23 protein-coding genes are annotated in these 25784 nt (G+C 72.4%); 4 read left to right on the forward strand and 19 right to left on the reverse strand.

Features of this window, described 5'->3' with window-relative positions:
• Positions 1-30: 30 nt before the first annotated feature.
• The 7 genes from ACQP1P_RS46020 to ACQP1P_RS46050 form a co-directional block, all read right to left on the reverse strand.
• On the reverse strand, positions 31-1590 hold the full coding sequence (locus ACQP1P_RS46020) for an aldehyde dehydrogenase family protein (protein ID WP_433081419.1): 1560 nt from the start codon (positions 1588-1590) through the stop codon (positions 31-33).
• Between the two features lie 75 nt (positions 1591-1665).
• Positions 1666-2100, reverse strand: a complete 435-nt coding sequence (locus tag ACQP1P_RS46025) for a T3SS (YopN, CesT) and YbjN peptide-binding chaperone 1 (RefSeq protein ID WP_433081421.1) — start codon at positions 2098-2100, stop codon at positions 1666-1668.
• A gap of 34 nt (positions 2101-2134) precedes the next feature.
• Positions 2135-2683 carry a hypothetical protein gene (locus ACQP1P_RS46030; RefSeq protein ID WP_433081422.1) on the reverse strand — a complete coding sequence of 183 codons (549 nt, stop codon included), beginning with the start codon at positions 2681-2683 and terminating at the stop codon, positions 2135-2137.
• An 840-nt stretch (positions 2684-3523) separates the two neighbouring features.
• The gene (locus ACQP1P_RS46035) at positions 3524-5551 is read right to left on the reverse strand and encodes a glycosyl hydrolase family 28-related protein (RefSeq protein ID WP_433081424.1); all 2028 of its coding nucleotides are present in this window, start codon (positions 5549-5551) and stop codon (positions 3524-3526) included.
• A gap of 226 nt (positions 5552-5777) precedes the next feature.
• Positions 5778-7049 carry an adenosylmethionine--8-amino-7-oxononanoate transaminase gene (locus ACQP1P_RS46040; protein ID WP_433081426.1) on the reverse strand — a complete coding sequence of 424 codons (1272 nt, stop codon included), beginning with the start codon at positions 7047-7049 and terminating at the stop codon, positions 5778-5780.
• 14 nt (positions 7050-7063) lie between these two features.
• Positions 7064-7477, reverse strand: coding sequence for a VOC family protein (locus ACQP1P_RS46045; RefSeq protein ID WP_433081428.1), 414 nt, complete (start codon positions 7475-7477; stop codon positions 7064-7066).
• 435 nt (positions 7478-7912) lie between these two features.
• Positions 7913-9253 (reverse strand): ArsR/SmtB family transcription factor, encoded by a 1341-nt coding sequence (locus tag ACQP1P_RS46050; protein ID WP_433081430.1) that lies wholly within the window; start codon positions 9251-9253, stop codon positions 7913-7915.
• 65 nt (positions 9254-9318) lie between these two features.
• Here ACQP1P_RS46050 and ACQP1P_RS46055 point away from each other — a divergent pair, with 65 nt between their 5' ends.
• The 3 genes from ACQP1P_RS46055 (at position 9319) to ACQP1P_RS46065 (ending at position 13456) form a co-directional block, all read left to right on the forward strand.
• Positions 9319-10791: an MFS transporter gene (locus tag ACQP1P_RS46055; protein WP_433081432.1), complete on the forward strand. Its 1473-nt coding sequence runs from the start codon at positions 9319-9321 to the stop codon at positions 10789-10791.
• A gap of 484 nt (positions 10792-11275) precedes the next feature.
• Positions 11276-11920, forward strand: coding sequence for a LysE family translocator (locus ACQP1P_RS46060; protein ID WP_433081434.1), 645 nt, complete (start codon positions 11276-11278; stop codon positions 11918-11920).
• 321 nt (positions 11921-12241) lie between these two features.
• Positions 12242-13456, forward strand: coding sequence for an RNA polymerase sigma factor (locus tag ACQP1P_RS46065; RefSeq protein ID WP_433081436.1), 1215 nt, complete (start codon positions 12242-12244; stop codon positions 13454-13456).
• Between the two features lie 200 nt (positions 13457-13656).
• Here ACQP1P_RS46065 and ACQP1P_RS46070 read toward each other — a convergent pair whose 3' ends face one another.
• From ACQP1P_RS46070 to ACQP1P_RS46085, 4 genes are all read right to left on the reverse strand, one after another.
• A complete protein-coding gene (locus ACQP1P_RS46070) occupies positions 13657-13872 on the reverse strand; it encodes a hypothetical protein (protein ID WP_433081438.1) in 216 nt (71 codons plus the stop codon).
• A 294-nt stretch (positions 13873-14166) separates the two neighbouring features.
• Complete coding sequence (locus tag ACQP1P_RS46075) at positions 14167-14769, reverse strand: hypothetical protein (RefSeq protein WP_433081440.1); 603 nt, start codon at positions 14767-14769, stop codon at positions 14167-14169.
• A 119-nt stretch (positions 14770-14888) separates the two neighbouring features.
• Positions 14889-15800 carry a DUF4142 domain-containing protein gene (locus ACQP1P_RS46080; RefSeq protein WP_433081442.1) on the reverse strand — a complete coding sequence of 304 codons (912 nt, stop codon included), beginning with the start codon at positions 15798-15800 and terminating at the stop codon, positions 14889-14891.
• On the reverse strand, positions 15800-16441 hold the full coding sequence (locus ACQP1P_RS46085; RefSeq protein WP_433081444.1) for a COG4315 family predicted lipoprotein: 642 nt from the start codon (positions 16439-16441) through the stop codon (positions 15800-15802). The genes ACQP1P_RS46080 and ACQP1P_RS46085 overlap by 1 nt, the downstream gene beginning before the upstream one ends.
• Positions 16442-16521: 80 nt before the next feature.
• Between ACQP1P_RS46085 and ACQP1P_RS46090 the strand changes: the two genes are divergently transcribed.
• Complete coding sequence (locus tag ACQP1P_RS46090; protein WP_433081446.1) at positions 16522-16662, forward strand: hypothetical protein; 141 nt, start codon at positions 16522-16524, stop codon at positions 16660-16662.
• Here ACQP1P_RS46090 and ACQP1P_RS46095 read toward each other — a convergent pair.
• The 8 genes from ACQP1P_RS46095 to ACQP1P_RS46130 all read right to left on the reverse strand — a co-directional run bounded on the left by ACQP1P_RS46095 (position 16659) and on the right by ACQP1P_RS46130 (position 25502).
• Complete coding sequence (locus tag ACQP1P_RS46095; RefSeq protein WP_433081448.1) at positions 16659-17249, reverse strand: sigma-70 family RNA polymerase sigma factor; 591 nt, start codon at positions 17247-17249, stop codon at positions 16659-16661. The two genes, ACQP1P_RS46090 and ACQP1P_RS46095, sit on opposite strands and share 4 nt — an antisense overlap.
• A gap of 4 nt (positions 17250-17253) precedes the next feature.
• The gene (locus ACQP1P_RS46100) at positions 17254-18762 is read right to left on the reverse strand and encodes an NADH-ubiquinone oxidoreductase-F iron-sulfur binding region domain-containing protein (protein WP_433081450.1); all 1509 of its coding nucleotides are present in this window, start codon (positions 18760-18762) and stop codon (positions 17254-17256) included.
• Complete coding sequence (locus tag ACQP1P_RS46105) at positions 18759-20015, reverse strand: hypothetical protein (RefSeq protein WP_433081452.1); 1257 nt, start codon at positions 20013-20015, stop codon at positions 18759-18761. Before ACQP1P_RS46105 ends, ACQP1P_RS46100 begins: the two co-directional genes overlap by 4 nt.
• A gap of 413 nt (positions 20016-20428) precedes the next feature.
• Positions 20429-22729: a hypothetical protein gene (locus ACQP1P_RS46110; RefSeq protein ID WP_433081454.1), complete on the reverse strand. Its 2301-nt coding sequence runs from the start codon at positions 22727-22729 to the stop codon at positions 20429-20431.
• Between the two features lie 30 nt (positions 22730-22759).
• Positions 22760-23212: a MarR family winged helix-turn-helix transcriptional regulator gene (locus ACQP1P_RS46115; RefSeq protein WP_433081456.1), complete on the reverse strand. Its 453-nt coding sequence runs from the start codon at positions 23210-23212 to the stop codon at positions 22760-22762.
• 9 nt (positions 23213-23221) lie between these two features.
• A complete protein-coding gene (locus ACQP1P_RS46120) occupies positions 23222-24127 on the reverse strand; it encodes an expansin EXLX1 family cellulose-binding protein (RefSeq protein ID WP_433090416.1) in 906 nt (301 codons plus the stop codon).
• Positions 24128-24188: 61 nt separating this feature from the next.
• A complete protein-coding gene (locus ACQP1P_RS46125; protein WP_433081458.1) occupies positions 24189-24479 on the reverse strand; it encodes a hypothetical protein in 291 nt (96 codons plus the stop codon).
• A 21-nt stretch (positions 24480-24500) separates the two neighbouring features.
• Positions 24501-25502 carry a reverse transcriptase family protein gene (locus ACQP1P_RS46130; protein WP_433081460.1) on the reverse strand — a complete coding sequence of 334 codons (1002 nt, stop codon included), beginning with the start codon at positions 25500-25502 and terminating at the stop codon, positions 24501-24503.
• Positions 25503-25784: the final 282 nt, after the last annotated feature.

The following is a 25784-nucleotide window of genomic DNA, read 5'->3' on the forward strand; positions in this document are numbered from 1 at the left end:
CCGAGGGGCAATTTACGGCAAATGTCCGGCTTACTCGGTGCTGAGCCGATAATCCAGGTCCGGCGAAATCGTCAGCGTGTCCATCTGCGCGCGCTGGAGCCGCCCCGAGTAGTCCCAGTTCATCGACTGCCAGCGAGTGAACTGGTCGAGCACCCACACCCCCGACTGGCGGCTGCCGTTGCCCGAGCGCCCGTTGCCCCCGAAGGGCAGGTGCGCCTCCGCCCCCGACGTCGAGTTGTTGATGCTGACCATGCCCGCGCGGGTGCCTCGCCGGAACGTGAACGCCTTGCGCGGGTCGGTGGTGTAGATCGCGGCCGACAACCCGTATCCGGGAGCGTCCGCGAGCTCGATCGCCTCCTCCAGCGCCGAATACCGCGCCACCCCCACCAGCGGCCCGAACGTCTCCTGCTGGAAGACCTTGTCCTCGGGCCGCACCCCGTGCACGAGCACCGGGTGGTAGAACAGCCCCGCCGCCGGATCGCCGACGAATCCGTCCCGCGGGTTGTCGGCCGTGATCCGCCCGACCCCGGACGAGCCCGAGACCCGGTGATGGTCCTCGATCCACTCGAGATAGCCCTCGTACCGCTCCGCGAACCGGTCGCTCATCAGCGGCCCGTAGAGCACCGAGGGGTCCGCGGGGTCGCCGACGGTCGCGCCCCGCACCGCGTCCTCGAGCCGCCGCGTGAACTCGTCGAGCACGCTGTCGTGGACGATCAGCGTGCCCAGCGATGTGCAGCGCTGCCCCGCGGTGCCGAAGCCGGCGAAGAGCGCCCCGTGCACCGCCAGGTCGAGGTCGGCGTCCTCGGTGATGACCATCGGGTTCTTGCCGCCGAGCTCGAGGCAGGCGCTCTGCAGGTGCCGCCCGGCCAGCTCGCCGATGCGTGCCCCGACCTCGGACGAGCCCGTGAACCCGACCTTGTCGATGAGCTGCTCGCGCAGCCCGGCCTCGAGTCCGGCGTAGGTCGTGGGCCCGTCCGAATACACCACCTCGAACACACCCTCGGGCACCCCCGCCCGCCGGATCAGCTCGGCGAACGCCTCGGCACACGCGGCCGCGTATTCGGCCGGCTTCCACACGACGGCGTTGCCGCACAGGAGGGCGGGCACGAGATACCAGCTCGGGACCGCGACCGGGAAGTTGCCCGCCGTCACGATCGCCGCCACGCCCACCGGCACCCGGAACGTGAACAGCTGCTTGTCGGACATCTCGCTCGGCACCGTCTGCCCATAGAGCCGCCGCCCCTCGCCGAGGAAGAAGTCGCAGGTGTCGACGATCTCCTGCACCTCGCCACGGGCCTCGGTCAGGGTCTTGCCGACCTCGCGGGTGACCAGCGCGGCGAGGGCCTCGAAGTTGGCCTCGACCAGGCGGCCGAGGTTGGCCACGACCCGGCCGCGCACCGGCGCCGGCACGTCGGCCCAGGCCTTCTGCGCGCGGCGGGCGGAGCGGCACGCGGCGACGAAGGTGTCGGCGTCGGCGAGCGCGACCTCGGCGACGACGTCGTCCAGCCGGGAGGGGTTCAAGGAGGGGACGCGGTGCTCGGTGGCGGTGACGGGTTGGCCGCCGACGGTCGAGACGATGAGGCGCTTCATGGGTCTCATCTTGGACCTGGGGTGTGACAGTTTCGCCAGAGGTCCTCGGCAGTGATTACTCCGGGTTTCGTACCGCTAACTTGGCGCATCCGGAGGGTCGAACGCCAACTGCCCGCCGAACTGCTCGCGAAGCCGCTCGTCGTAGTAGTCCGCCGCGTCGGCCACCCAGTCGCAGGCGTTGTTGAGCTCGATCGGATCCAGCGTGGACGCCAGCATCTCGACCGCCGCGAACACGCTCCCGTCGCGCCAGAACAGCCGGATGAAGTTCAGCCGCCCGTTGAGCTCGTTGAGTTCGGTCAGCAGCCCCGGCGAGCACTGCAGCCGCCGCAGCAACGGCGAGAACACGCGCACGAACGGCGGCTCACTGGCGATCAGGCGCAAGTACACGACCGCGGTCCCGGACCGGATCGCGACCGGCGTGGCGACGAGATCCGCCGGGATGTCCTGCCCCCCGAGATACTCGGTGACGAGCCCGTGCACCCTCGCCCGCAAGGCGCCGTCAATCGACACGCGTTCACGATACAAGTGACGCGCACGCGAGCCGTCAGCCGCTCTTGCCCGGACGCCCCGGCGGCAGGAACCCGCGCCGACGGGCCTCCTTCACCCAGCGGTGCGCGGTGCTCACCGGCACCCCGTGCCGATCGGCGAGGTCGCAGGCGGGGCGGGGCGACGCCGCCGCGTACTCGAGGTACACGTCGGCAACCTCCCGATAGAAGATGTCGGGCCGCCCGCGCAGCCGCACGGACTCGACCGGGGCCGCGCGCACGACGGCAAGCGACGGCTCGACCATCTCCCACCCGATGTCCTCGGCCACCGGCGCGACGGTCGGCCGAGCCCGAAGGTTCAACACAGGAGTCGTACTCCCAGCAGCCCCCTCAGCCGCCAACTGCGCATTCGCCGCTGCCTCGATGCGCCCGACCGGGATGGCGCGCAGCAGCTCCGCGCTCGGCGTCCCGTCGATGCGCAGGCCGGTCAGCACCAGCCGCCCGCCCGCGCCGACCCCGACGCGCACCAGCACAGTTCCGGCCAGCGGCGGCTCGTCCTGGCGCCATTCGTACCAGTCCTCGGCGACTGGAAAAAGGCGGCCCCGCACGCCGCAAGGCTAGTCCACAATTCCGCAAATCAACAATTGCGCTCACCTAGACGTCTAGATACGCTTATCCGGACCCACCAGCCACAAGGCGTTCAGGACCGGGGGGCGGTCGCGTGCTTGGGACCACTTGAGCTCGCAGCTGGATAGGCCGGTGGCTCGTCCGCATCGAAATCACGGGGGAACGAACGGGGCGATGCGGACGGTGGCCGCCGAGCGGACGCGTACAGGCGCGTTCCGCTCGGCGGTGTCGGCACAGAGCCGCGGTCGCGGGGTCTCGCCGGGCCCCGCGACCGCTTCATCGGCCCGGCCGATCTCGACGCCGACATGGGCAGGGGACGGCCATCGGCACCGAGGGGGCAGGGGACTGACGAAGGATGCTTTTCGCCGAGGGTGCGCCGGCGCGCGCTGGCATCGCGAACGCCTCGTCGGTTGAGGAAGTGGCTGAGCGGCCGCCGCAGCGGGGTGCGGCGGCCGCAAGCACCACGGCGACATCCGGGTCACCGCCCCGCATGAGGATCCGCGCCTGGAAGTCCCGGGGTGGCGAGACCACGCGAAGCGTCGACCGCATCGCCCCCACCGCGCCGATCCATGTTGAGCCGCTGCACGGGCGGCCTGATCCCGCTGATCCTGGGTGTGCCGCAGCTCGCAATAAACGTCGCGGACGCTCCTGCGACCACGGCGATGAGCTCTTCACGCCCCGGCCGGAGCGGTCACAGCTCGAAGTCCCGCACGGCCGAGGCCGCCAGGAGCAACGGTCCGGAACAGGAGCGCTGATCCGCCAAAAGGCGAGTGCCCCCGCCGATCCCGGAAGATCGACGGAGGCACTCGGTCACGCGGTGGTTACCAGGGCTGCGGAGCCGGCGGAACCACGACCGGCGGGCGGTCGTCGCACGTGATGGTGTTCGGCAGCTCCCACGACGCCAGCCACGGGCCCGTGGTGCCGCCGCCGTCGTTGCCGCCCAGGTCGGTCAGGGAGAACTCCGAGCCGGCCGGGGTGAAGTGGAACGAACCGCAGTTGTTCACGCCGACCGCGCCCACGTTGCGGGCGTCGACGTTCTCGAAGGTCGCGGAGCCGGCCACGCGGGCCGAGACGACCGAGGTGCCGGTGCCGTCCACCTTGATGTCCTTGAAGTGGACGTTCGTGATCGAGTACTGGTCCTTCACCGGGAAGTCGACGACCAGCATGATCGCGTTGTACGTGCTGTCGAGGAAGTTGTCGCCGGTGACCTGGACGTTCGCGTCGATGTTGCGCTCGAGCGCGTACAGCCAGATCGCGCCCAGGCCGATGTTCCAGTTGAGCTCGTAGGTCCCGGCCCGGACCGTGGTGTTGTCCTTGACGTTGATCGTGCCGGCGAACGGCTGGGCGCCGAAGCGGGTGCCCAGGTGCAGCGCGCTGCCCTCGCGGATCGGGTCCGCGACCAGGTTGCCGGAGACGGTGATGTCCTTGCCGCCGTAGATCGCGATGCCGTTGGCCAGCGTCGGGGTCTGGACGGTGTTGTGGTCGAACGTGTTGTTCGCGTTCGTGGTCGTCTCCGCCCACATCGCCAGCGCGTCGTCGCCGGTGTTGCGGAAGAAGCTGTTCGACACCGTCGAGTTGGTGACGCCGGTGTGGAAGTTGAGGCCGTCGGCGATCTGGTCGACGACCGTGGTGTTGGTGACCTTCGTGTTGTTCATCGGGCCGTCGAACCAGAGCCCGACCTTGGTGTGCTGGATGTAGAGCCCGTCGATGGTCGAGTCCGACATGGCGCCGCCGATGCCGTTGACCTGGTCGGTGTCGATGCGCTCGCGCACGTCACCGATGATCGAGAAGCCCGACAGGTGCACGTTGCGGCTGCCACCGTCCTGCGCGTACTTGCCGTAGAAGCCGACCCCCGTGTGCGTCGACTTGTCCGGCGCCGGCACGCTGAGCGCGACCTCGTGACCCTTGATGATCGTGTACCACGAGCCGGCGCCCTCGATCGTCACGTTGTCGACGATGATGTGCCGGTTCACCTGATACGTGCCCGGCGGCACGTACACCTTCAGGTGCGTCCACTTGGCGAACGCGATCGCCATGTCGAACGCGTCCGCGGAGTCGCGCTTGCCGGTCGGGTCCGCGCCGAAGAACAGCACGTTCGACGCGATCAGGTTGACCTTCGGGGCGGCCACGAGCTGCGAGTCGAGCAGGTCGATGGCGGTCCAGGCGGCCTTGCTGCCGGCCGGGACGGCGAGCCGGACCTTGTCGCCCGCCTTGTACGTCTTGCCGAGCAGCAGCCGCTGCTCGTCGTAGAAGTGGAACGGCCGGAACGGCTTCGTGATCTGCGGCGCCGGCGTGGTGGCGGCCGGCACGCACGCGCACTCGGTGATCCACCAGTCGTTGTGCAGCAGGTCCGCGTTGGGGTCGTTGGTGAACGGGTACTGGTTGTACAGGTAGGAGTACTGCGAGGTCAGCGTCATCGTCTGCTTGGACTTGCCGTTGACCGTCACGTCCAGCGGCGCGGTGATGCCGCCGCCGTTCGGGGCGTCCGGAATGCTGTAGCGGACGTTGATCGCGTTGGCCGCGCTGGGCAGCGTGAACTCGACGTACTGCCCGGGCGTGAGCTTGACCGCCGACCGGCCCGACGCCTCCGCCGGCAGCGTGTACGCCGTGCGGTCGGGTCCGATGACCACCCCGTTGGTCTTGGCGTTCTCCGCCTCCTGCTCGGCGAAGCCGACGTTGGCGCCCCGGCCCGCGACGAGCGCGGGGTTCAGGCCCGCCCGCGTCACCGCCGGCGCGTCCGAGGCGGCGTAGGCGGTGGTGCCACCGGCGACGATGAGCCCGAGGCCGACGGCGGCCGCGGTCGCCGCCGCAGACCACCGCGGTGGTGCTCCAGTGGTGCTCCGTGACATCGATTGACTCGTTTCTCTTGGGTAGGCGGCGCACCCAGATGCATCGAGATGGCGGGACGTCGAGCGGGGTGATGGGGTGTGCACCTCGGACGCTCGAGGCGTTGTGGGAGCGGACGCCGTGAGTGAGGTGACATTAGGGCGGTCGCACCCCCTTGCACAAGGTCTTGCGACATAATTGCGTAACACTGCCGCCTTCTTGCACGGCGCGTTGTCCCAAATGGACGAACTAGGCGACTTCCGCCGCGGCGACGACGGCCGCGCAGATGCTTTCGAGGTCGGTGTCGCCGGTGACGTACGGCGGCATCGTGTAGATCAGATCGCGGAACGGCCGCAGCCAGACGCCGTGCCCGACCGCGGCCGCGGTGGCGGCGGCCATGTCCACGTCGTGGTCGAGCTGCACGACCCCGATCGCGCCGAGCACGCGCACCTCGCGCACGCCGGGCCGGCCGCGGGCCGGCTCCAGCCCCGCGCGCAGGCCGGCCTCGATGCGGCGCACGTTCGCGGCCCAGTCCCCGGCGAGCAGCAGGTCGATCGAGGCGTTGGCCACGGCCGAGGCGAGCGGGTTGCCCATGAATGTCGGGCCGTGGGCGAGGACCGGGGTCTCGCCGCGACTGATGCCCTCGGCGACGCGCGGGACGCAGAGCGTGGCCCCCATCGAGAGGTACCCGCCGGTCATCGCCTTGCCCACGCACATCACGTCGGGCGCGACGCCGGCCAGGTCGGCCGCGAACAGCGCGCCGGTGCGGCCGAAGCCGGTCGCGATCTCGTCGAACACGAGCAGGACGTCGTGCTCGTCGGCGAGCTCGCGGAGGTCCTGCAGGTAGCGCGGGCTGTGGAAGCGCATCCCACCGGCCCCCTGCACCACGGGCTCGACGATGATGCCGGCGATCTCGTCGCGGTGCTCCCGCAGCGTCGCGCCGACGAGGTCGACGTAGCCCGGGTCGTACTCGACCGGCGGCATCGGCACGAAGACCTGCTCCGGGAGCACGCCGCGCCACAGGCTGTGCATGCCGCCGTCGGGGTCGGTGACCGACATGGGGTGGAACGTGTCGCCGTGGTAGCCGCCCCGCCACGTGAGCATCCGGCGCTTGCCGGTGCGGCCGAGCGAGCGGTGGTACTGCAGGCACATCTTCACCGCGACCTCGACGGCCACCGAACCGGAGTCGCACAGGAACACGTGCCGCAGCGGGCCGGGCGTGATGTCCACCAGCGTCTTGGCCAGCCGGATCGCGGGCTCGTGGGTCAGGCCGCCGAACATCACGTGGCTCATCCGGCCGAGCTGGTCGCGCACCGCGGCGTCCAGGGCGGGGTGGCGGTACCCGTGGATCGCCGCCCACCACGACGACATCCCGTCGATCAGCTCCCGGCCGTCGGCGAGGGTGAGCCGCACGCCCGATGCCGACGAGACCACCAGCGGCGGCTGGGTCGCCGGCATCGGCGCGTACGGGTGCCAGACGTGCTCGCGATCGAGTGCGGTCAGGTCGTGCTCGGTGGGCATGCCCCAGACGATAGTCAGCCCTGCGGCTGGCCGATGTTGACCATCCACTGGATGCCGAACTGGTCGACGCAGGAGCCGAACTCGTCGCCCCACATCTGCTTCTCCAGCGGCATGGACACCTTGCCGCTGGCGGCGAGCTTCTCCCAGTAGCCACGCAGCTCGGCGGCGTCGTCGCCGCTGAGGCTGATCGTGATGTGGTCGCCGGGGTTGAGCGTCATGTTCGGCGGCGTGTCGGACGCCATGATGGTGTACCCGCTCGGGCTCTCGAGCTGCGCGTGCATGATCTGGTCGGCGATGGCCGCGTCGTCCGAGCCGAACTCGCCGAACGTGTTCATGCGCAGCTCGCCGCCGAACACGCTCTGGTAGAACTCCATCGCCTGTCGGGCGTTGCCCCGGAAGTTGATGTACGGGTTGAGCCTCGAAGCCACAGCAAACTCCTTTGGTCGTGTGACGTGCGCGATTACCCGCAGCGTAGTTCCGCCGAGCCGCGCGGCACCTCGATGCGGCGAAGGTTCACGCCCCCACCGCCGCCCCTTCGCACCGCCATCGCCCGGAGCCGCCCACGACATCACGAATCCCCGGCACCCTGGTCCGCGAGCGCGTCGCCAGCGGCACGTCACGAGTCGCCGACGCCCTGAGCCACAAGCGCCCGTAGCCGCGAGCCACGTCACAAATCGCGGGCACCCTGAGCCGCGAGCCCGTCGCCCAGCGGCCCGTCACGACTTGCCGTTTCCCTGAGCCGCGAGCCCGTCGCCCAGCGGCCCGTCACGACTCGCCGTTTCCCTGAGCCGCGAGCCCGTCGCCCGACGGCCCGTCACGACTCGCCGTTTCCCTGAGCCGCGAGCCCGTCGCCCAGCGGCCCGTCACGAGTCGCCGGCACCCTGGGCCGCGAGGGCGTCGCCGAGCGGTGTGCGCCGGTAGAGCACCGACCGCCCCGCCCGCGCCGAGCGCACCAGCCCGCTGCGCCGCAGGATCGCGAGGTGGTCCCCGACCGCGCCGACCGCGAGCCCCAGCCGCGCGGCGAGCTGCGTCGTGCTGGCGGGCTCCTCCAGCGCCAGCAGCACCCGGGCCCGCGACTGTCCGACGAGCTCCCCGAGCGCGCCGCCGCCCTCCGGCGCGCCCTCCCACAGCGCGGCGACTCCCCGCGCCGGGTACACGAGCGCCCGCCGCCACGGCGGATCCATGTACGCCCCCACGCCGGGCCAGATCAGCACCGACGGCACCAGCAGCAGCCCGGTCCCGTCCGAGGCCACGGTGCGAACGGCCGCGCCGCGCCCATCGAGCACCCCGGGCGAGGCCGGCCCCCCGGACCCGGCCGCCGCCGCGACCTCGGACGGAACCGCAGGCGCGAGCAGTCCCCCAGGCGGGAGCGGCTGCCCAGGCGGAAGCGGCTGCCCAGGCGGAAGCGGCTGCCCAGGCGGAAGCGGCTGCCCAGTCGGAAGCGGCTGCCCAGTCGGAGGCGAGAGCGGCGGCGTAGGCGGGACCAATTCCTCAGCCGAGAGCGGCTGTCCAGGCGAGGTCGACCGCGCAGGCAGTGGCGAGACCGGCGGCGTGGGCCCGAGCAACTCCTCGGGCAGGAGCCGCTGCCCGGCCCCAGAGCGGCGGCTACGACGGGAGGTGGGCGGAGCGGTCTTGCCCGAAATCTCCACGGCCCCGTCGTGCCACCGCACCCGCCGATGCAGCCCAGCGAACGCCGCCGCCCATCCGCCCTCGCCCAGCCGCCCCGCCCGGTGCACCACATCGCTCTCGCAGATCGCCCGCAGCTGCGGCCAGTCCGGCGCCAGCAGTGTCAGCCAGGCCGCCTCCAGCGCCGCGGCCAGGCGCGCCACCACGTCGTCCGAGCGCAGCACCGCCAGGGCCGCGTCGCCGATCCGCGGCCCCTCGCCCAGCGCCCGCGCGATCTCCCGGCGCGCCACCGGCAGCGGCGTCGCCCGCACCGCGGCGAGGTCGTCCTGCCAGGTCTGCTGCATCCCGGCGGGCGGCGGCCCCACGAAGTCCGCCCCATATTCCGCAGTGTGCAGCGCCACCACCGCGTCGAGGTCGGTCTCGGCGCGCAGCCGCTCGAACGCGGGCCGCAGCCGCGCGAAGGGCCCCAGCGGCGCCAGCCCGCTCAGCCGCCGCAGCAGCCCGCCGAGCTCGAACAACGGCGACACCGCGAACCGGGTGTGCAGCAGGTCCTCGGCGACGACCTCCAGGCGGAGCATGCCTCGACCTTACGTCCAAGGACGAATGAGTCCGAGGAAACGGCGCGCCCCGCGAGGCTGAGTGCATGACCACGTACACGGCCGTGCTGCGCGACGGCACGTTCCGCGTGCTGTTCGGCACCCGGACGCTGAGCATCCTCGCGGACACCCTGCGCATCGTCGCGCTCTCGCTGCTCGTCTACGCCGCGACCGACTCCCCGGCGCTGGCCGCGCTCGCCTACGGCATCGGCTTCCTGCCGCAGCTGATCGGGGCGAGCGTCCTCGGCGCCCTCGCCGACCGCATCCGCCCGCGGCGGCTCATCGTGCTCGGGTACCTCGCCGAGGCCGCCGTCGCCGCCGTGCTGGCCGCCGTCGCGCTGCCGGTCTGGGCCTCTCTCACCCTGGTCGCCGCGGCGGCCCTGCTCACCCCGGTGTTCATGGGCGCCCAGAACGCGCTGATCGCCGAGGCCCTGACCGGCGACGCGTACGTGCTGGGCCGCTCCCTGTCCAATGTCGCCTCGTCGCTGGCCCAGCTCGTCGGCATGGGCGGCGCGGGCGTCGCGGTCGCGACCCTGGGCGGCCGCAACGCGATGCTGCTGGCCGCCGTCGGCCACGTCATCGCCGCCGTCTGGACCCGCCTGGCCCTGGCCGATCACCCCGCCCCTACCAGCGCGGCAGCGAACAGCCGGCCGACGGGGACGGGACGGACGAGCGACAAGCCGAGCAAGGCCGGACCGGCGAGCGACAAGCCGAGCAAGGCCGGACCCCGCAGCGACGAGCCGAAGAAGGTCGGGCCGGCGAGCGACGAGCCGACAAGCAGAGCAACGGCGAGGGACGGAAAGGCAAGGTCGGGCAAGGCGAGGTCCGGCAAGGCGAACGGTCTCGCCGCGGCCAGCTGGCACGGCAACGCGGCCCTGCTTCGCGACCGCACGATTCGCCGCCTGCTGCTCGTGCAGTGGCTCCCGCCCGCGTTCATCACCGGCGCCGAGGCGCTGATGGTCCCGTACGCGGCGGGGCGAGGCTTCCCCGCCGGTGTCGCCGGTTGGCTGCTGGCCGCGATCCCGGTCGGCATGGTCGCCGGGAACCTGCTCGTCGGACGGCTGCTCGCCCCCGCCCGGCGCGAGCGGCTCGTCCCGGCGCTCATCGCGCTCATGGGCCTGCCCTGCCTGGCCTTCGCCATCCGGTCCGACGCCGGGGGCGGGCAGCCGACCTGGCCGCTGCTCGCCGCGGCGCTCGTGGTCGTCGGGGTCGGCTCCGCGTTCGGGCTCGGCGTGCAGGCAGCGTTCCGCGACGCGCTGCCCGCCGATGGCCGCGGGCAGGCGTTCGGGCTGCTCAGCACCGGTTTGATGACCGCGCAGGGGCTGCTACCGGCGCTGGCCGGCCTGCTCGCCGAGGCGCTGCGCCCCGGCCTGGTCGTCGCCCTGCTGGGCGCGGCGACGCTGCTCACCGCGGCGGGTGCGGCCCCAGGGCTTGTACGTCGACAGGATCGTCGAGAACAGCAGCAGCGAGCTGGACACGGCGGGCGCGATGACGAGGTTGAGGCGCTCCTGCGGCGGTAGCGCGGCGCCGAGGTCGGCGGCGTCGGCCAGGTTCGGGTACAGCGCGAACGTGACCAGCCCCAGCATCACCGTCACGATGCCGAGCTTCACCGCGACCCACCACCACTTGACCAGCCCCCACGGCGTGCCGACCGCGTTGACCACGCCGACCAGCCAGACCAGGAACGTCAGCGGCACGAACAGTACGGTGCCGATCAGCCCCATCGCCGGGTAGACGACCGCCCGGTCGGCGGCCCCGCTCAGCCCGGCGATGCCGAGCGTGAGCAGCACCACGTCGGTGCCGAGCCACCCGACCGCGGTGGCCACGTGCAGCGTCAGGATCGCCTTGCGCCATCTCGGTGTGAATCGCACGCCCTCAGCCTGGCAAAATCGCGGGCTCCGGTCGTGGCCCGAGGGGCGTAGCCGCGCCTACGCCCGGCGTCGTACGCCAGTCTCCGCCAATTGGCCGTTCTCCGTATCCGGGCGCGCGGGCATCGTGAGTTCCATGATCTCTGTCGGTGCGGTGGCGGGCGTCGCGCTCGTGGCGCTAGGGATGGTGCTCACGCCGGGCCCGAACATGATGTACCTCGTCTCGCGCAGCATCACCCAGGGCCGACGCGCCGGTCTGACCTCGCTCGGCGGCGTCGCGGTCGGCTTTCTCGTCTACCTGGCCCTCGCGGCGACCGGACTCTCGGTGGTCTTCGCGGCCGTCCCCGCCCTCTACACGACGGTCAAGCTCGCCGGCGCCGCCTACCTGGCCTACCTCGCGTGGCAGGCGGTCCGCCCCGGCGGCACCTCGGTGTTCGCCCCGGTCGAGCTGCCCCCGGACTCGAACCGGCGGCTGTTCACGATGGGCCTGATGACCAACCTGCTCAACCCGAAGGCGGCGATCATGTACGCCTCGCTGATCCCCCAGTTCGTCGACGTCCACGCCGGCCATCTCGTCGCGCAGGCCTTCCTGCTCGGCGGCGTGCAGATCGGCGTCAGCATGCTGGTCAACACCGGGATCGTGTGCGCCTCGGGCACCATCGCGGCATTTCTCGGGCGGCGCCCGACGTGGCTGCGCGTCCAGCGATACGTCACCGGCACCCTCCTTGGGCTCATCGCGGTGAAGCTGGCGACCGACAAGGCAAGGCCCGTGGTGGTGTAGGGCCGGGACTGGCGCGGTGAGGCACGTGGTGCGGTAGTGCCAAGCCTGCCGCGGTGGGGCCGATCGCGGTGCAGCGCCGAGCCTGCCGTGGTGGAGGTCTGTCGCGGTGCAGAGCCTGTCGTGGTGGAGGTCTGTCGCGGTGCAGAGCCGAGCCTGTCGTGGTGGGACTGAGCGCGGTGCAGCGCCGAGCCGGTCGTGGTGGAGGCCGGTCGTGGTGGGGCCGATCGTGGTGCAGAGCCAAGCCGGTCGCAGTGGAGGCCGGTGGTAGTGGAGGTCGGTCGTGGTGCAGGGCCTGGCCTGCCGTGGTGTAGAGATGATGCTGTGACGGTCGAGGAGGAGCTGCGCACGCTCGCCCCGCAGGTGCTGGGCATCCTGATCCGGCGATACGGTCAGTTCGACGCCTGCGAGGACGCCGTGCAGGAGGCCCTGCTCGCGGCGGCCCTGCAGTGGCCCGCCGAGGGCACCCCGGCCAATCCGCGCGGCTGGCTCATCACGGTCGCCGTGCGCCGCCTGACCGACCAGTTCCGCTCCGACGACGCCCGCCGCCGGCGCGAGCAGGCCGTCGCCGCCCTCGAGCCCGAGCCCTCCGACGCGGTCCCCGATCGCGACGACACCCTCACCCTGCTCTTCCTGTGCTGCCACCCGGCCCTGTCGCCGGCGTCGCAGCTCGCGCTGACCCTGCGCGCGGTCGGCGGCCTCACCACCGCCGAGATCGCCAGCGCCTTCTTCGTCCCCGAGGCCACCATGGCCCAGCGGATCAGCCGCGCCAAGGCGAAGATCAAGTCGGCGGGCGCCCGGTTCGCCCCGCCGCCGCCCGAGGAGCGCCCGGCCCGCCTGGAGGTCGTGCTCCAGGTCCTGTACCTCATCTTCAACGAGGGCTACACCGCCAGCTCCGGCGCCGACCTGCACCGCGGCGATCTGACCGCCGAGGCCATCCGCCTCACGCGTGAGGTCCACCGGCTGCTCCCGGCCGACGGTGAGGTCGCCGGCCTGCTGGCCCTGATGCTGCTCACCGACGCCCGCCGCCCGGCCCGCACGCGGCCCGACGGCACCCTGGTGCTGCTGGCCGAGCAGGACCGCTCGCGCTGGCTGCGCCCGATGATCGACGAGGGCATCGAGCTCATCACGCGCACGCTGCCGCAGGGGCCGGCCGGCCCCTATCAGCTGCAGGCCGCCATCGCCGCGGTCCACGACGAGGCCACCGACGCCGCGGCGACCGACTGGCCGCAGATCGTCGCCCTGTACCAGCTCCTGACCCGCGTCGCCCCGAACCCGATGGTCACCCTGAGCCATGCCGTCGCGCTGGCCATGGTGAAGGGCCCGCAGGCCGGGCTGGAGCTGCTGGCGACCCTGGACGCGGACGAGCGGATGGCCTCCCACCACCGCCTCGCCGCCGTGCGCGCGCACCTGCTGGAGATGGCCGGCTCCCCCGTCGAGGCACGCAAGTGGTACACCCTCGCCGCCAAGCGCACCACCAGTCTTCCCGAGCAGCGATACCTCGAGCAGAAGGCCGCCGCTCTCCCTCTGGAGTTGTGAAGCAACGCGTTCTGGGGTCGAGGCTAGCCGCGGGGTACGACACTTTCCCGAACAGCGAACCGCCGGGGAGCGGACGAACCACACCCCGGCGAACCGCACCACGGCGAGCCACCACCTCGGCGAGCCACCACCCCGCGAATCACAACCCCGCGAATCACAACCCTCGGGCGAACCACGCCGGGACGGAAGAGCGAGAAAAGCTAGCGGCCACGGGCCACGTTGACGATGCCCCGCACGAGCTGGACGACACCCCAGATGACCGGACCCCACGCGACCAGATACACCGACGACCCGGACATGTACGTGCACACCGTGATCCCGACACCGGCCGCGATCAGGATCAGGCCGAAGATGATCTCCCGCTTCCCCTTCGAGGACACCGCGCTCTGAGCGGCCGGCGACTGCTGCACCTGCATGTAGTGCGGCTGCTGCCCATAGGGCGGCGGCGGAGGCGGCTGACCATAAGGCGCCTGAGGCTGCCCGAAAGCCGGCTGCCCCGAAACAGGCTGACCATAGACAGGCTGACCGGAAACAGGCTGACCGTAGACAGGCTGCCCATAAGCCGGAGGAGCCGAGTAGGGCGGCTGAGGCGCCTGAGGCGACCCGTACTGGGGAGGCGCCCCGTACGGCTGAGGAGGCGGCCCGTACTGCGAAGGCTGCTGCGGATCAGAGGGCGGCGGGTAACCAGGTTGCATGAGAGACGGTTCCTGTCAGGTGATCGGTCGGCCGTGGCGGGTCAACGCCGCCATCAGGTGGTCGAGAAACTCGTCCCGCCCGTTGACGATGTTGATCGGGATCATGATGGGCTCGCTCCCCTGAACGAGCAGGTTGTAGTGGAGGAGCTTTCCGGCAGCATCGCCGCGCTTGCCGAGCACCGACTGCAGTCCGGTGGTCTCAGGCCACGAGAACGCCTGGACCTTCCCGTTGTGCCGGTAGACGAAGCCCTCGCTGTAGACGAAGTAAGCGCGATTACCCACGACCAGCGTCCGGATGGCGCTCACGATCGCGAACACCATGCCGAAACAGAAGAACAGGCCGATGAACCGGACAACCGAGTACATGGCGTCGAAGACGCTCAGCCGGCTGCCCAGCGCGCCGGTGCCGATCAGCAGGCCGAGACACCCGGCCGCGATCACGAGCCACAGCAGGAACCGGTTCCGGGCCCGGGCCAGCTGCCGCTCGCTCAACAGCGGGCCGAACCCGCGAGCCTGAGCGGCCTCGCCCACCTCCACCGGCACCTCGCCGGCGGGCATGGCACTACCCCCGTAGGTCACCGCGTCCTCCCCGTGCGCCTCGGCAACCGCCCCGCTCACGGGGCCCAGCGCACGATAACAGTCGATGACGTACGGCAAAAGCGGTAACCGACTCGGCGCCGCCGAGGCCTTCCTCGCACTCGACGGCGCCGAGGACTATGCGTCCACAGTGGACGGGGTCAGTACGCGGTTCGATGCCGGGAGCGCCGGGAACCGCGGAAGATCCGGAACGCGGCGAAGGCCCCGATCGCGACGGCCAGGCCCGCGACCGCCCAGACGGCGTCCGGCTGGAAGGCCACGGCGGGCGCGCTGTTGCTCTTGTTCGCGGGCGCCGCCCCGCTGACCGGCTCGGGCAGCGCCCCGAAGTTGACGTTGCCGATGCTCTCCAGCAGCGTCATGTGCTTCATCACGACGTTGACCGCGGTCTGGGCGAAGGTCCGCACGAGCTCGTTGCGCGTGCCCGAGCGGATCTGCGAGACGAGCGCGAAGACCTTGCCGTGCGCGGCCCGCAGGCGGTTGGCGAAGACGTCATCGAACTGCGAGCCCGTCTGGGCCGCGGTCATCTCGTTGAGCCAGCCCTGCTGCTCGTCGCTCGGCTTGTCCGGCAGCGGTACCCCGAGCTGCGCGGACACCTGCCGAACCTGCTGGTCGAGGCCCTTGTGGTCGATGGCGAGCTGCTTGCCGACCTCCTTGACGCGCTCGTCGCCGGCCTTGGTCTGCGCCATGTTGCCGGCCGGGCCCTCCCAGAGCCCGGCCTGGCGCACCTTGGTCAGGAACTCGCGGTCGACCGGGCCGAGCGGGCCGGAGCTGGTCATCGTGTAGCCCGCGGGCAGGTCTCCGGCCGCCTGTGGGCCGGTGGCGGCGACCTGCACCGGGTTCTGGGCGGCCTGGGAGGCGCCGGCTGGGTAGCCCGCCGCCGGCGCCGTCTGCTGCGGGTTCGCCGAGCCCGCCTGACCACCGGTCAGGGCGGCGCGCCACGAGGGCACGCCCAGGATGACGCCCACGGCCGCGGCGATCAGCACCCACCAGGGCCAGGTGCGGCGGCGCGGCCACGGCCGGGAGCCGGCGCCGTCGGGCTCGACGGAGTACATCAGTAGCCGCCGGTCCCGCCGTCACCGGTCGGCGCGGCCGAGGCGGCCGGAGGCTCCACCGCGGTGGGCGCGGGCGTGGGGAGGCAGGTGAGGTTCTTCTTGCCGTCGGGCGCCACGACGAACCAGACGCCGCCGACGTTCTGCCCCTTCCAGGCGCCCGGCTTCGGGTCGCCGATGTAGCGGTACACGGGCCAGCCGGCCAGCGTGATCTGGCGGGCGCCGTCGGCGCGGGTCACGGTGCCAACGACGGACGGGTCGACGCCGGAGAGGTCCGGGTTGCCGTCGGTGATCGCGGGCGGCCACACCTGCGCGCACTTGTCGACGCAGTTGGACTTCGGCGGCTTGGCGGTGTCCTTGTCGAATCGGTACAGGACGAAGCCGTCCTGGTCGGTGACGACCTTGCCCATCTTGGGAATCGACGCCGCCTTGAGCGCGGTGGTCTGCGAGCCGACGGGCGCGACGACCGGCACCGCGCTCTCGCCGGCGACGTCGTTGAGCGCGGGCACCTGGGCCTGGGCCTGAGCGGCGTCGGCAGTGTTGTCGACGTTGGCCCCGGGGGGCGCGCACGCGGTCAGGGCGGCCAGCGCGGCCGCCGCCGCGGCGCATCCCGCCACGGTGGCGGTGAGCCTGGTTGCTGCCACTGGATCCTCCTCGGTTGGCGTATCTCGCGTTCCGCCAAGTGGTACGGGCGGCGGGGAGGGCCGAGACTGAAGATTCCACAGTGGACAAGTTCACAAAGATTGCCGAGGGCTTCGTCGAACTCTCGCGGACCGCGGCCCGTAGAACCATTGCGGGCGTCGAGCGCGCCACGAACACCCGCGGCCCGAACACCCGCGGCCCGAACACCCGCGCAGCGAACTAACGCGGGCCGCGGTCCGCGGAGCCGTTGCGGGCGTCGAGCGCCGCGCGGAGGGAGCGCAGCGCGTAGTACACCCGCGACTTCGCCGTGCCCAGCGGGAGCCCCAGCCGCTCGGCGACCTCGTTGACCGTCCGATCCCGCAGGTAGGTCTCCACGAGGATCTCGCGATGGGCCCGGCTGAGGCTGCGCAGCGCGTCCATCACCACCATGTTGGCCAGCACGCGCTCGGTCTCGTCGGACTGCGCGAGGTCGGCCAGCCACAGCTCGTCGAGGTCCTGGCCGTAGGTCTCCCCGGCCCGGGCGCTCGCGCTGCGGTGCTCGTCGATGGCGATGCGCCGCGCGACCGTGAACAGCCACGGGCGCAGCGAGCCGACCGCGTTGTGGTCGAAGCGGTCCGCGTTGCGCCAGGCGCGCAGCAGGGTCTCCTGCACGATGTCCTCGGCCCGCTGCCGGTCGCCGCCGGTCAGGCGGGCGACGAAGCGCAGCAGGGCGTCGGCGTGCTCGCGGTACAGGGCGACGAGCAGCTCGTCGTCCGCGTCCCGGGCGCCGGGCGCGGGCCGGTGGGTTCGGTTGCCGTAGGCGTCGATCATCGCGTCACCGTTTCGGGGCAGCCATACGCAGCGCGAGTGCCGGGCACATCGCCACCGCCTGCGCGGCGACGGGTTCGAGCCGCACCGGCACGGGTGCGTCCATGAAGGCCGGATAGCCGTTGCCGTCCAGCCGGATCAGGTCGGGAGCCACGTCCGCGCACAGCCCGTGGCCGTCGCAGCGGGACCAGTCGACGTGCAGCCGCCGCGAGCCGCCCTCGTCGCGGGCGGTGGGCACCGGCAGCACGCCGGCGACCGACCGTCCACAGTCGCCGGCCCGGGCGTGGCGGGCCAGGTCGTCGGCGAAGACTTCCAGGGCGGACGTGGCGAATCCCGCCGTACCGTCCGGATGGCTGCAAGCCCCCCGCCCCTTGACCGCGGCCGCGGCCGCACGCACGACGGCCGGATCCCCGGCCCCGGACGCGAGCCCGTCCACGGCCCGGGCCAGGTCGGGCAGGCCCAGCCGGCACGGGCCGCACTGGCCCGCCGACTCGGCCGCCAGATACCGCACCACCCGCGCCACCTCGCCGACCGGGCACGTCTCCGGCCCGATGGGCAGGATGATCCCGGCGCCGAGCGACCCGCCGACGGCCTTGAAGCCGCGGCGCGAGACGGCGGCGCGGGACGCCAGCGCCATGTCCAGCCAGCGGCCGTGGAAGCCGCCGGTGAGCACGGCCGGCCCGGCCGGGACGGCGCACAGGTCGAGCACCTCCTCCAGCGGCGTGCCGGTCGGGCACTCGACCACGGCCGGGTGCCGCGCGCTGCCGGTGACGCTGAGCAGGACGGTGCCCGGCTCCTTGTTCTCCGCGTCGCCGACCTCGCAGTAGCGCCGGGGCCCGATCCGGGCCGCGATCGCCAGCTGCGCGAACGTCTCCGCGTTGGACAGCAGCGTCGGCTGTCCCTCCACGCCGGCCTCGGCCGCGCGGCGCTTGATGCCCGGCGGGATGTGCGGGAAGCCGTTGATGCCCTGCACCAGGGCGCCGCCCTCGCCGGAGATGAACCGGTGCGGCACCCGCACGACGCGCGACGGCACCGGCATGTCCCGCTCGGCCAGGGCGTTGAGCAGCGAGCGCTCCCCCACCCCGTCGTCGGCCACGCACAGCACGATCTCCACCGCCCGCAGCGCCCACGCGACGAGCGCGGCGCCGTCGAGGATGAGGTGCGGCGCGCGGGTCAGCAGGACCTTGTCCTTCCACGCGGCCGGCTCGCCCTCGGTCGCGTTGACCACCACGAAGGGCGCGAGCATGCGCCGCTCGACGACGTCGACGACGGCCTTGACCTTCTTGTGGAACGGAAAGCCGGCGCCGCCGCGGCCGGTGAGCTGGATGTCCTGGGCGAGCTCGAGCAGGCCGCGCATCGACAGCGGGCCGATCGGGCCGTGCACCTGCTGGTGCGCGCGCAGGTCCAGCCGCTCGGCCCGGTCGAGCCCGGCGGTGAGCCGGGCCGGGCCGATCGACAGCACCGTCGGCACCTGCGGTGCGGCGGTGGCGGTGGAGCCGCGACTGCGCGAGCTCATCGGGCCTCGCCCCGAATCCGGTTCCAGAAGTCCAGGTCGTCGTCGCCCTCGGCGCGGTGCCGCCGGCCGCGGCTCGCCTCGCGCTCCTGGCGGCGCAGCTCGCGCCGGGTGTCGAGGTTGACCAGCGTGGGCGTGTCGTCGTCGGCGTAGCGGTCCTGCTCGGCCTCCGCGGCGGCCGCGGCCGAGCGCCGCGCGGCGAACCGGTCCCGCAGCGTCATGCCGGCCGTGTCGTCCACTGTGGACGGCGGCTCGGGCGGGTAGGCGGCGTAGGGGTCGTAGTCGTCGCGGACCGGCTTCGCGACCCCGCGGTAGGTCTGCTCGAAGACCGGCTCGACGAAGCTCTCGTCGTAGGAGGGGATGGCGGTGACCGGCTCGAGGACGGGCTCGCGGCGGTAGTCGGCGCGCAGGTCGGCGTCACTGTCCTGGGTGGACCAGAGCTGGTCGGCCGGCGGCGCGTCCCACTGGAAGCGGCCGGCCGAGCGGGAGCGGGTGGCGCGGCGCTCGTACGAGACCGGCTCCGGCCGCCCCACGGGCGCGATGAGGGTGGTGGTGCGGTCGGCGGAGAGCTGCTGGCGGCGCCGGTTGCGCTCGACGGACAGCCGCAGGCCGAGCGCGACGAAGGTGAGGAAGGCCAGCAGCAGGTAGCTCGCGGTCACCCAGACGGCCGGCGGGCGCCCGGCGTTGAGGCCGTGCCAGAGGGCGACGGGCCAGCAGAGGTACGCCGTGGCGTGCAGCGGCCGCCACATCCACGGCTTGCCGGTCTGCGCGAAGCGGGCGCGGACCATGCCGGTCCACATCACCAGCACCATCAGGTACGCCGCGATGGTGCCCGCCCCGATGGTGAACGGCGCCGTGGTGAACGGAACCAGCGCGCCGAACACGCTGACCCGCGCGCTCATCATCTCGGTGCCGATGTGCAGGCCGAGCATGGCGATCGCGACGATGCCGAGGGTGCGGTGGACCGACTGCACCCAGACCCGGTGCCGGGCCACGAGCATGATGCGGTCGGTGGCGACGAGGCCGACGATGACCGTCAGCGTCAGCGACACCAGCGTGAAGACGCCGCAGTAGAAGACCAGGAACCCGAAGAGCTGGGTCATCGTCTCGCGCCCGCCGCCGGTCGCCACGCCGAGCAGCAGCAGCCCGGCGAGGGCCGCGAGCCCGACGTTGACCGCGGACGGCGGACCGCCCCGTGTGGATCGACCGCGTGGTGGCTGGGCCCCGCCGGAGTCCGACGGGTGCGGCTGAACCATTGCAGTTCCTCTATCCTGTCGAGCTGGTTTCCGGCGGTTTCCACCAACCGGCGAAACCAACCTAGGCAGGGGCTGAGGAGGGGGTCAATTTAAGTTTCATCGTGCACTTCCACGCCTGCGGAACATGATCCACAGGCCCGATTTGAAGCTCTGTTAATCCTCTTTATTGTTCGCCTAAGGATCGCCGGGCATCGGAATGGAGCGCTCTCAAGCGCACCGTGGGGTTATTTGCCCGATTTGTCGGCGATCTCCCGCGCATGGCGCACACGGCGAGGAAATCCGTCATCGATCCACTTCGAGCCGTAATCGGGCGGGCTCGATGAACCGTTGCTTAAGTGCCCGTTAGGGCTTCTTTCGGAAACTCTTGAGCCGGGCGATGATCACACCGTTCGGACCCGCACAACCCGTGCGATTCAGTCGAGCCGGTAGACGGCACAGGCTCCGGAGCGGAACATCAGCGTCGCGTAGCGTGACAGCTCCGGCGAGGGCGGCATGATGTCGTCCTCGGTGAAGAGCCAGCGGACGTGGTACCGGTCGCGGAGCACGCCGATCGTGTCCCGGGACGGGCGGGCGAAGGCGGCGTCGTTGTCGGCCAGAATCCGCGGATACCAGTAGGCGGTGTGCTCCTGCGGTACACCCTGGATCGCCTCCTGGTTGTGGGCCTCGGCGGTGTAGGCCCACGACTCGACCAGGACCCGGCGCTCGCTGTAGGCGGCGATACCGAAGTGCCGGCGGTCGCACGCGGAGCGGCCCCGGCGGCCCTCGTAGGCGCAGTGCATGTTGGTGGCCACTAGGTCGTTCGGCGACGAGTGGTCGCGGAGCCAGCGGCCCGCCTCGAGGGTGCCCTGGGTGACGATCGGCCAGAGGTCGGCGCGCTCGGACCAGCCGTTCTCGCGGCCGTCCTGGACCGCGTAGGCGAGCTGGCGGACGGCGGTCGGGGCGGTGCAGCCGAGCAGGAAGACCGCCACGAGGCCGTAGACGGCCGGGCGCCGGCGGGCCGCCAGCAGCCCGGCCACCGCGAGCACGGCGATCACGGCCCACGGCCAGACGAGGTCCACGGTCACGGCGGCGGCGCGGCGCTCGGGGCCGATGACGGGGACGGTGGAGCCGTCGAGCAGGCGCAGGACGTAGACGAGCACGACGCCGGCCCCGAACGCGTAAAGCGCGCGCCCGGAGGTGACCAGGGACAGCAGGCCCCAGGTCGCCAGCGCCGCGAGGTAGGGCCGGGCGCCCTGCAGGAAGAAGCCCTCCGCCTGGCCGCCCGAGTGGCCGAACAGCACCAGGATCGAGCAGCCGGCCAGGCCCAGGCCGAGCAGCAGCACGGCATCCGGGCCCAGCAGCCGCCGGCGCAGGCCCAGCGCGCCGCCCCAGATCGCCAGCCAGCCGAGCGCCGTCAGGGCCAGCAGGACGATCAGGCGGTACGAGCGCGGATCCTCGGTGTAGTGGGTGGTCACGCCGGCCGGGTTGCGGCGCAGGGCGTCCAGCGGGCCCAGCCCCAGGCCCTGGCTCTCGCCGCCGAAGAGGACCAGCTGGGCGAAGATGAGCCAGCCGAGGATCACGGCCAGGGCGGCGGCCGCGACCCGGTGGATGCGGCGGTGCACGAGCAGGTGGACGGCCAGCACCAGCAGCAGGCCGCAGAAGAGGGTCGGCAGGAAGCTGGCCTTGGCACCCATCACCGCGGCCGGGAGCAGCAGGAACGCGAGCCGGCGCCGCCGGTCCGCGCCGTGTTCGCGCAGGAGGTCGAGCAGGATCAGCATCAGCGGTACGAACAGCAGCGCCCCGAACGTCTGGGTCGGGCTCGTCCACAGGGTGAGCCGGATGTTGGAGCCGTCGTCCGTCGCGTTGAAGCCGTAGTCGCGGTAGAACAGGTCCTGCACCCAGCCGTAGGGGTCCGGGGAGAGCGCGAAGAACGCGGCCAGGGCCGTGCCCGCCCCCACCGTCCACGAGCCGCCGACGCGCCGGCCGACGGCCGCGACCGCGACCACGAGCGCGAAGATCACCGGGAGCATGGACAGGCGGGTCACCAGGGTGTACGGCTCGATGCCGGTCGCCCAGCTCGCCGCGGCCATGTCGGCGTAGGCGAACCAGTGGTAGTAGATCGGCTCGCTGGTCACCCACGGCGTGACCAGACCCATGTGGTGCTTGAGCTCGCCGACCAGCGCCAGGTGGAACGTCAGGTCGATGTCGGGCTTGCCGTAGCTCGGCCAGCCGAAGCCGTGGTGGCGGTAGTAGAGCGTGCTCCAGAACAGCAGGACCAGGGCGATCACGGCGAGCGTCCACGAGTGCGCGACCGGGGCGCGGCCGGCCGGACCGCTGCCGCGCCAGTACCGCCGCAGCCGTTTGATCCCGGCGAACGTCCCGAGGACACCGGCCGGCACCACGAGCGCGGCGAGCGGGACGCCGAGCGCCCGGGCGGGCACGTAGGCGAGCACCTCGACGCCGTAGCCGACGGCCGTGCCCACCGCGAGGTCCTCGCCGAGCCCGCGGGAGCCGCGGTGGATGAGCCGCCACAGCAGCATCCCGGGCAGGGTCACGGCGAGGCCGACGTACGCGGCGAACGTGAGGTACGCCGGGAGCGAGACGCCGTACGCGTGCAGCACGACCCCGGTCGCGACGAAGACCAGCCCGGCCGGCCACCACCCCGACCGCCACGCCACCCGGGAGGTCCGCCTGGCGTGCGTTTCCGACGTGTCGCGCTCAGCGAGCAGGGCCATGACCCGCTTTCCTACCCGAGCGCGCGGCGCTCAGCCGGGAAACGGCGGCGAATTCACCCGCTGGCGGGCCGCGATGCGGATCAGGACGGCCTTGAACGCGGCGTACGCCTCCGCGCCGACGTCCGCCGCGTGCCGGGCCTCGATGTCGGCGAGGATGGCCCGCGACCGGCGCCCCTGGTCCAGGCCCAGCTCGGTGGGGACGACCAGCTTCGCGCGGCGGTCCTGGGGGTCGGGGCGGCGCTGGACGTAACCCAGCTCCTCCAGCTCGTCCACCAGCGTCCCGATGACCTGCTTGTGCTGGCCCGACTGGGCCGCGAGCTCGGTGGCGCGGCTGCCCTCGGGGTCGAGGTAGGCCAGCACGGCCCCGTGGCGCGGGCGCAGCCGCGGGTGCCCCTGCTCGGCCAGGCGCCCGAACAGCTCCTTCTGCAGCGCGAAGAGCACCTGCGCGGAGAGGACGCCGAGGTCGGTGGGTGTCGTGGTCACTGATGATGACTATATGCGGCAGGGATGGAGGTCACCGGGGCTGCTCGGGACCTTGTCCGGGCTCGCGTCCGGCGCCGGCTCGCTCGAGCCGCCCGACGGCGCGACGACGGCGAGCTCGGTGGGGGCCGCGGACCCGGTGACCGCGGGGCGGCTCGGCTTCGGCGCGGACGGCGAGGTGGTGGCGGCCTGCGCGCCGGGCTTCTGCACGGTGCCGACGCTGAGCGTGACCCCGTTGAGCGTGGTGCGCCGGCCCGCCGTGTCGGTGACGCGCACCGTGAACGGCCCGTTGCCGGCGCCGCTCTCGGCGATCCAGTAGTTGTAGTCGGTGCGGGCGAGCGCCTTGAAGGAACCGCCCGACTGGATCTCCGCGCCGGCCAGGGGGTTCCCGGTGTTGTCGAAGCGCAGCGCGAGCCAGTACCGCGACGAGCCCTCCTTGACGCGAACCGTCATCCCGCCGGGCACGCCGGGATTGCTCACCTGGCTGTAGGAGACCTTGATGATCCCGTCGTCGATCGCCCCGATCCGGGCGAACGCCTGCCGGCTGAGATCGATGTGCCCCGCGGCGCACTCGGGGCACCGATCCGTGATCTTCACGCGGACGCTGCCCTTGGGCCCCTTGACGTCGAGGTACCCGCCGCAGGCCGCCCCGTTCTGGTACTCCGCGTTGCCGAGCGCGACGACGAGCGGCTCCGCGACCTTGTCGAACGAGCAGTTCCCGCCGCCGTCGGCCGCGTAGTAGGTGGCCTGCCCGTTGCCGTTGCCGACGGTGGCCGCGCAGGCGGCCCCGGACGCCTGGGCCACGAGCGCCACGGTGGCGACCCCGGCCACGACGACGCCGGCCCCGGCCACGATGAGCGCGCGGCGGCCGCGCCACCAGGGCGCGGCCCGATGCCCGCGCGGTCCGTCCAGCTCCATCACGGCCGCAGCGTACCGAGCCGCCGAGGCCGAAACCGCAGAAGAAAGCGAAGCTTAAAACTCAGCCCCACCAGCAGACGGCGCCGATGATGCAGTAGAGAGCGATCAGGGTCGCCCCCTCCAGCCAGGTCGACTCGCCGTCGAAGACGATGAAGGCCACGGCGATCACCGTGATCGCTCGACGCTGCGGCCGACGTAGCGAGGCCAGGGCGGCCACGGCGGCGCCCGCGACGACGAAGGCGAGCACGGAGGAGACGCCGGTGTAGCGGGTCACCGCCGCGAGCCCCACGGCCACGGCGCAGATGCCGAAGATGGTGAAGTCGGAGCGAACGAAGACCCGTTCCACGGTCACGGCGTTGAATATGACACTCGATCACAAGTCTGTCGCGGTGGCCGCCCTGTACAGTTCCCGCAGTTTCGCGGCCCGGGCCGGGCGGCCGGCGGCGACCCAGGCGATCCGGCCCGCGAGGTGCGCCGCGAAGTCGGGGTGGCCGTCGCGGTTGGCGGCGTCGAGGCCGTCGCGGGCGGCCGCGTGCAGGATCGCGCGCAGCCGGTCGTACTCGTCCCGCGCCGCCGCCGGCGATTCGTTCACCACGAGCCCGGCCAGCCGCTGCCGGTCGCCGCGCCCGCGCACCCGCGTCTTGGCCGGGTGCACGCGGAAGCCCTCGTCCGCCACCACCTGCGACACCGCGTCGACCAGCGACGACGGCGGGAACGCGCCGGAGAACGCGAGGTCGTCGGCGTAGCGGGTGTACTCGGCCCCGAACGCCGCGGCGAGCCCGCTCAGCCGCCGGTCGAGCCGGTAGGCGCACAGGTTCGCCAGCGCCGGCGAGGTGGGCGCGCCCTGCGGCAGGTGCGGGGCGCGCAGCTGCGACATCAGCGGGCCGTGCCCGCGCAGGACCGCGAACGGCGTGCTCGTCGTGCACAGCGCGGCCAGCGTGTGCGCGACCGGCTCCGGGTAGCCGATCGCGCGGAACAGGCCGTACACCCGCCGCACCGAGACGCTCGAGAAGAACGCGACGAGATCGAGCCGGACGACCACGGCCCGCCCGGCGTGCGGCGCGGCGAACGTGTGCACACTGCGGCCCGGCACGAAGCCGTGCGCGGCGGGGTGCGCCGGCACGCGCCCGAGCACCTCGTCCAGCAGCCGCCGCTGGAGGGCGCGCAGGCGCGGCTTGGGGGCCTCGATCAGACGCGGACCCATCCAGGTGTACCGGTAGTGCCTGAGCGGTTCCACCGTGCTGCGGCGGTTCAGCTCCCGCCGGTCCGCGAACCAGTCGAGCCGGTCGCCGTCCAGCTCCAGGAACTCGGCCAGGGCGGCGAGGTCGCCGAGCGGCGGCGTGTCCCACCGCATGCGCACGACCCGCGTCGGCACCGCCCGGCGCACCACGATCCGCGCCGGCACCCGGCGGGCAGGTGGGCCGCGAGGAATCCGGCGAGCTCCCGCGGGCGGTCGGCGGGGCCTTCGCGGTACCCCCGCAGCATCGCCGAGACCAGGGGGCCCATCCAGCGCGGGCGGCGCCCGACGGCCTCGAACCCGGCCTGGAGCAGCACTGGCCGCGACCAGTCGGCCGCGGCCAGGAAGGCGTGCGCGAGGGCGTGCGCGGCAGCGCGCCCCGACGTAGCCCGGTCGTGCCTGCCCAGACTCGCGCGAAGC

The organism is Dactylosporangium sp. CA-052675, assembly GCF_050947935.1.
Lineage (GTDB): Bacteria > Actinomycetota > Actinomycetes > Mycobacteriales > Micromonosporaceae > Dactylosporangium.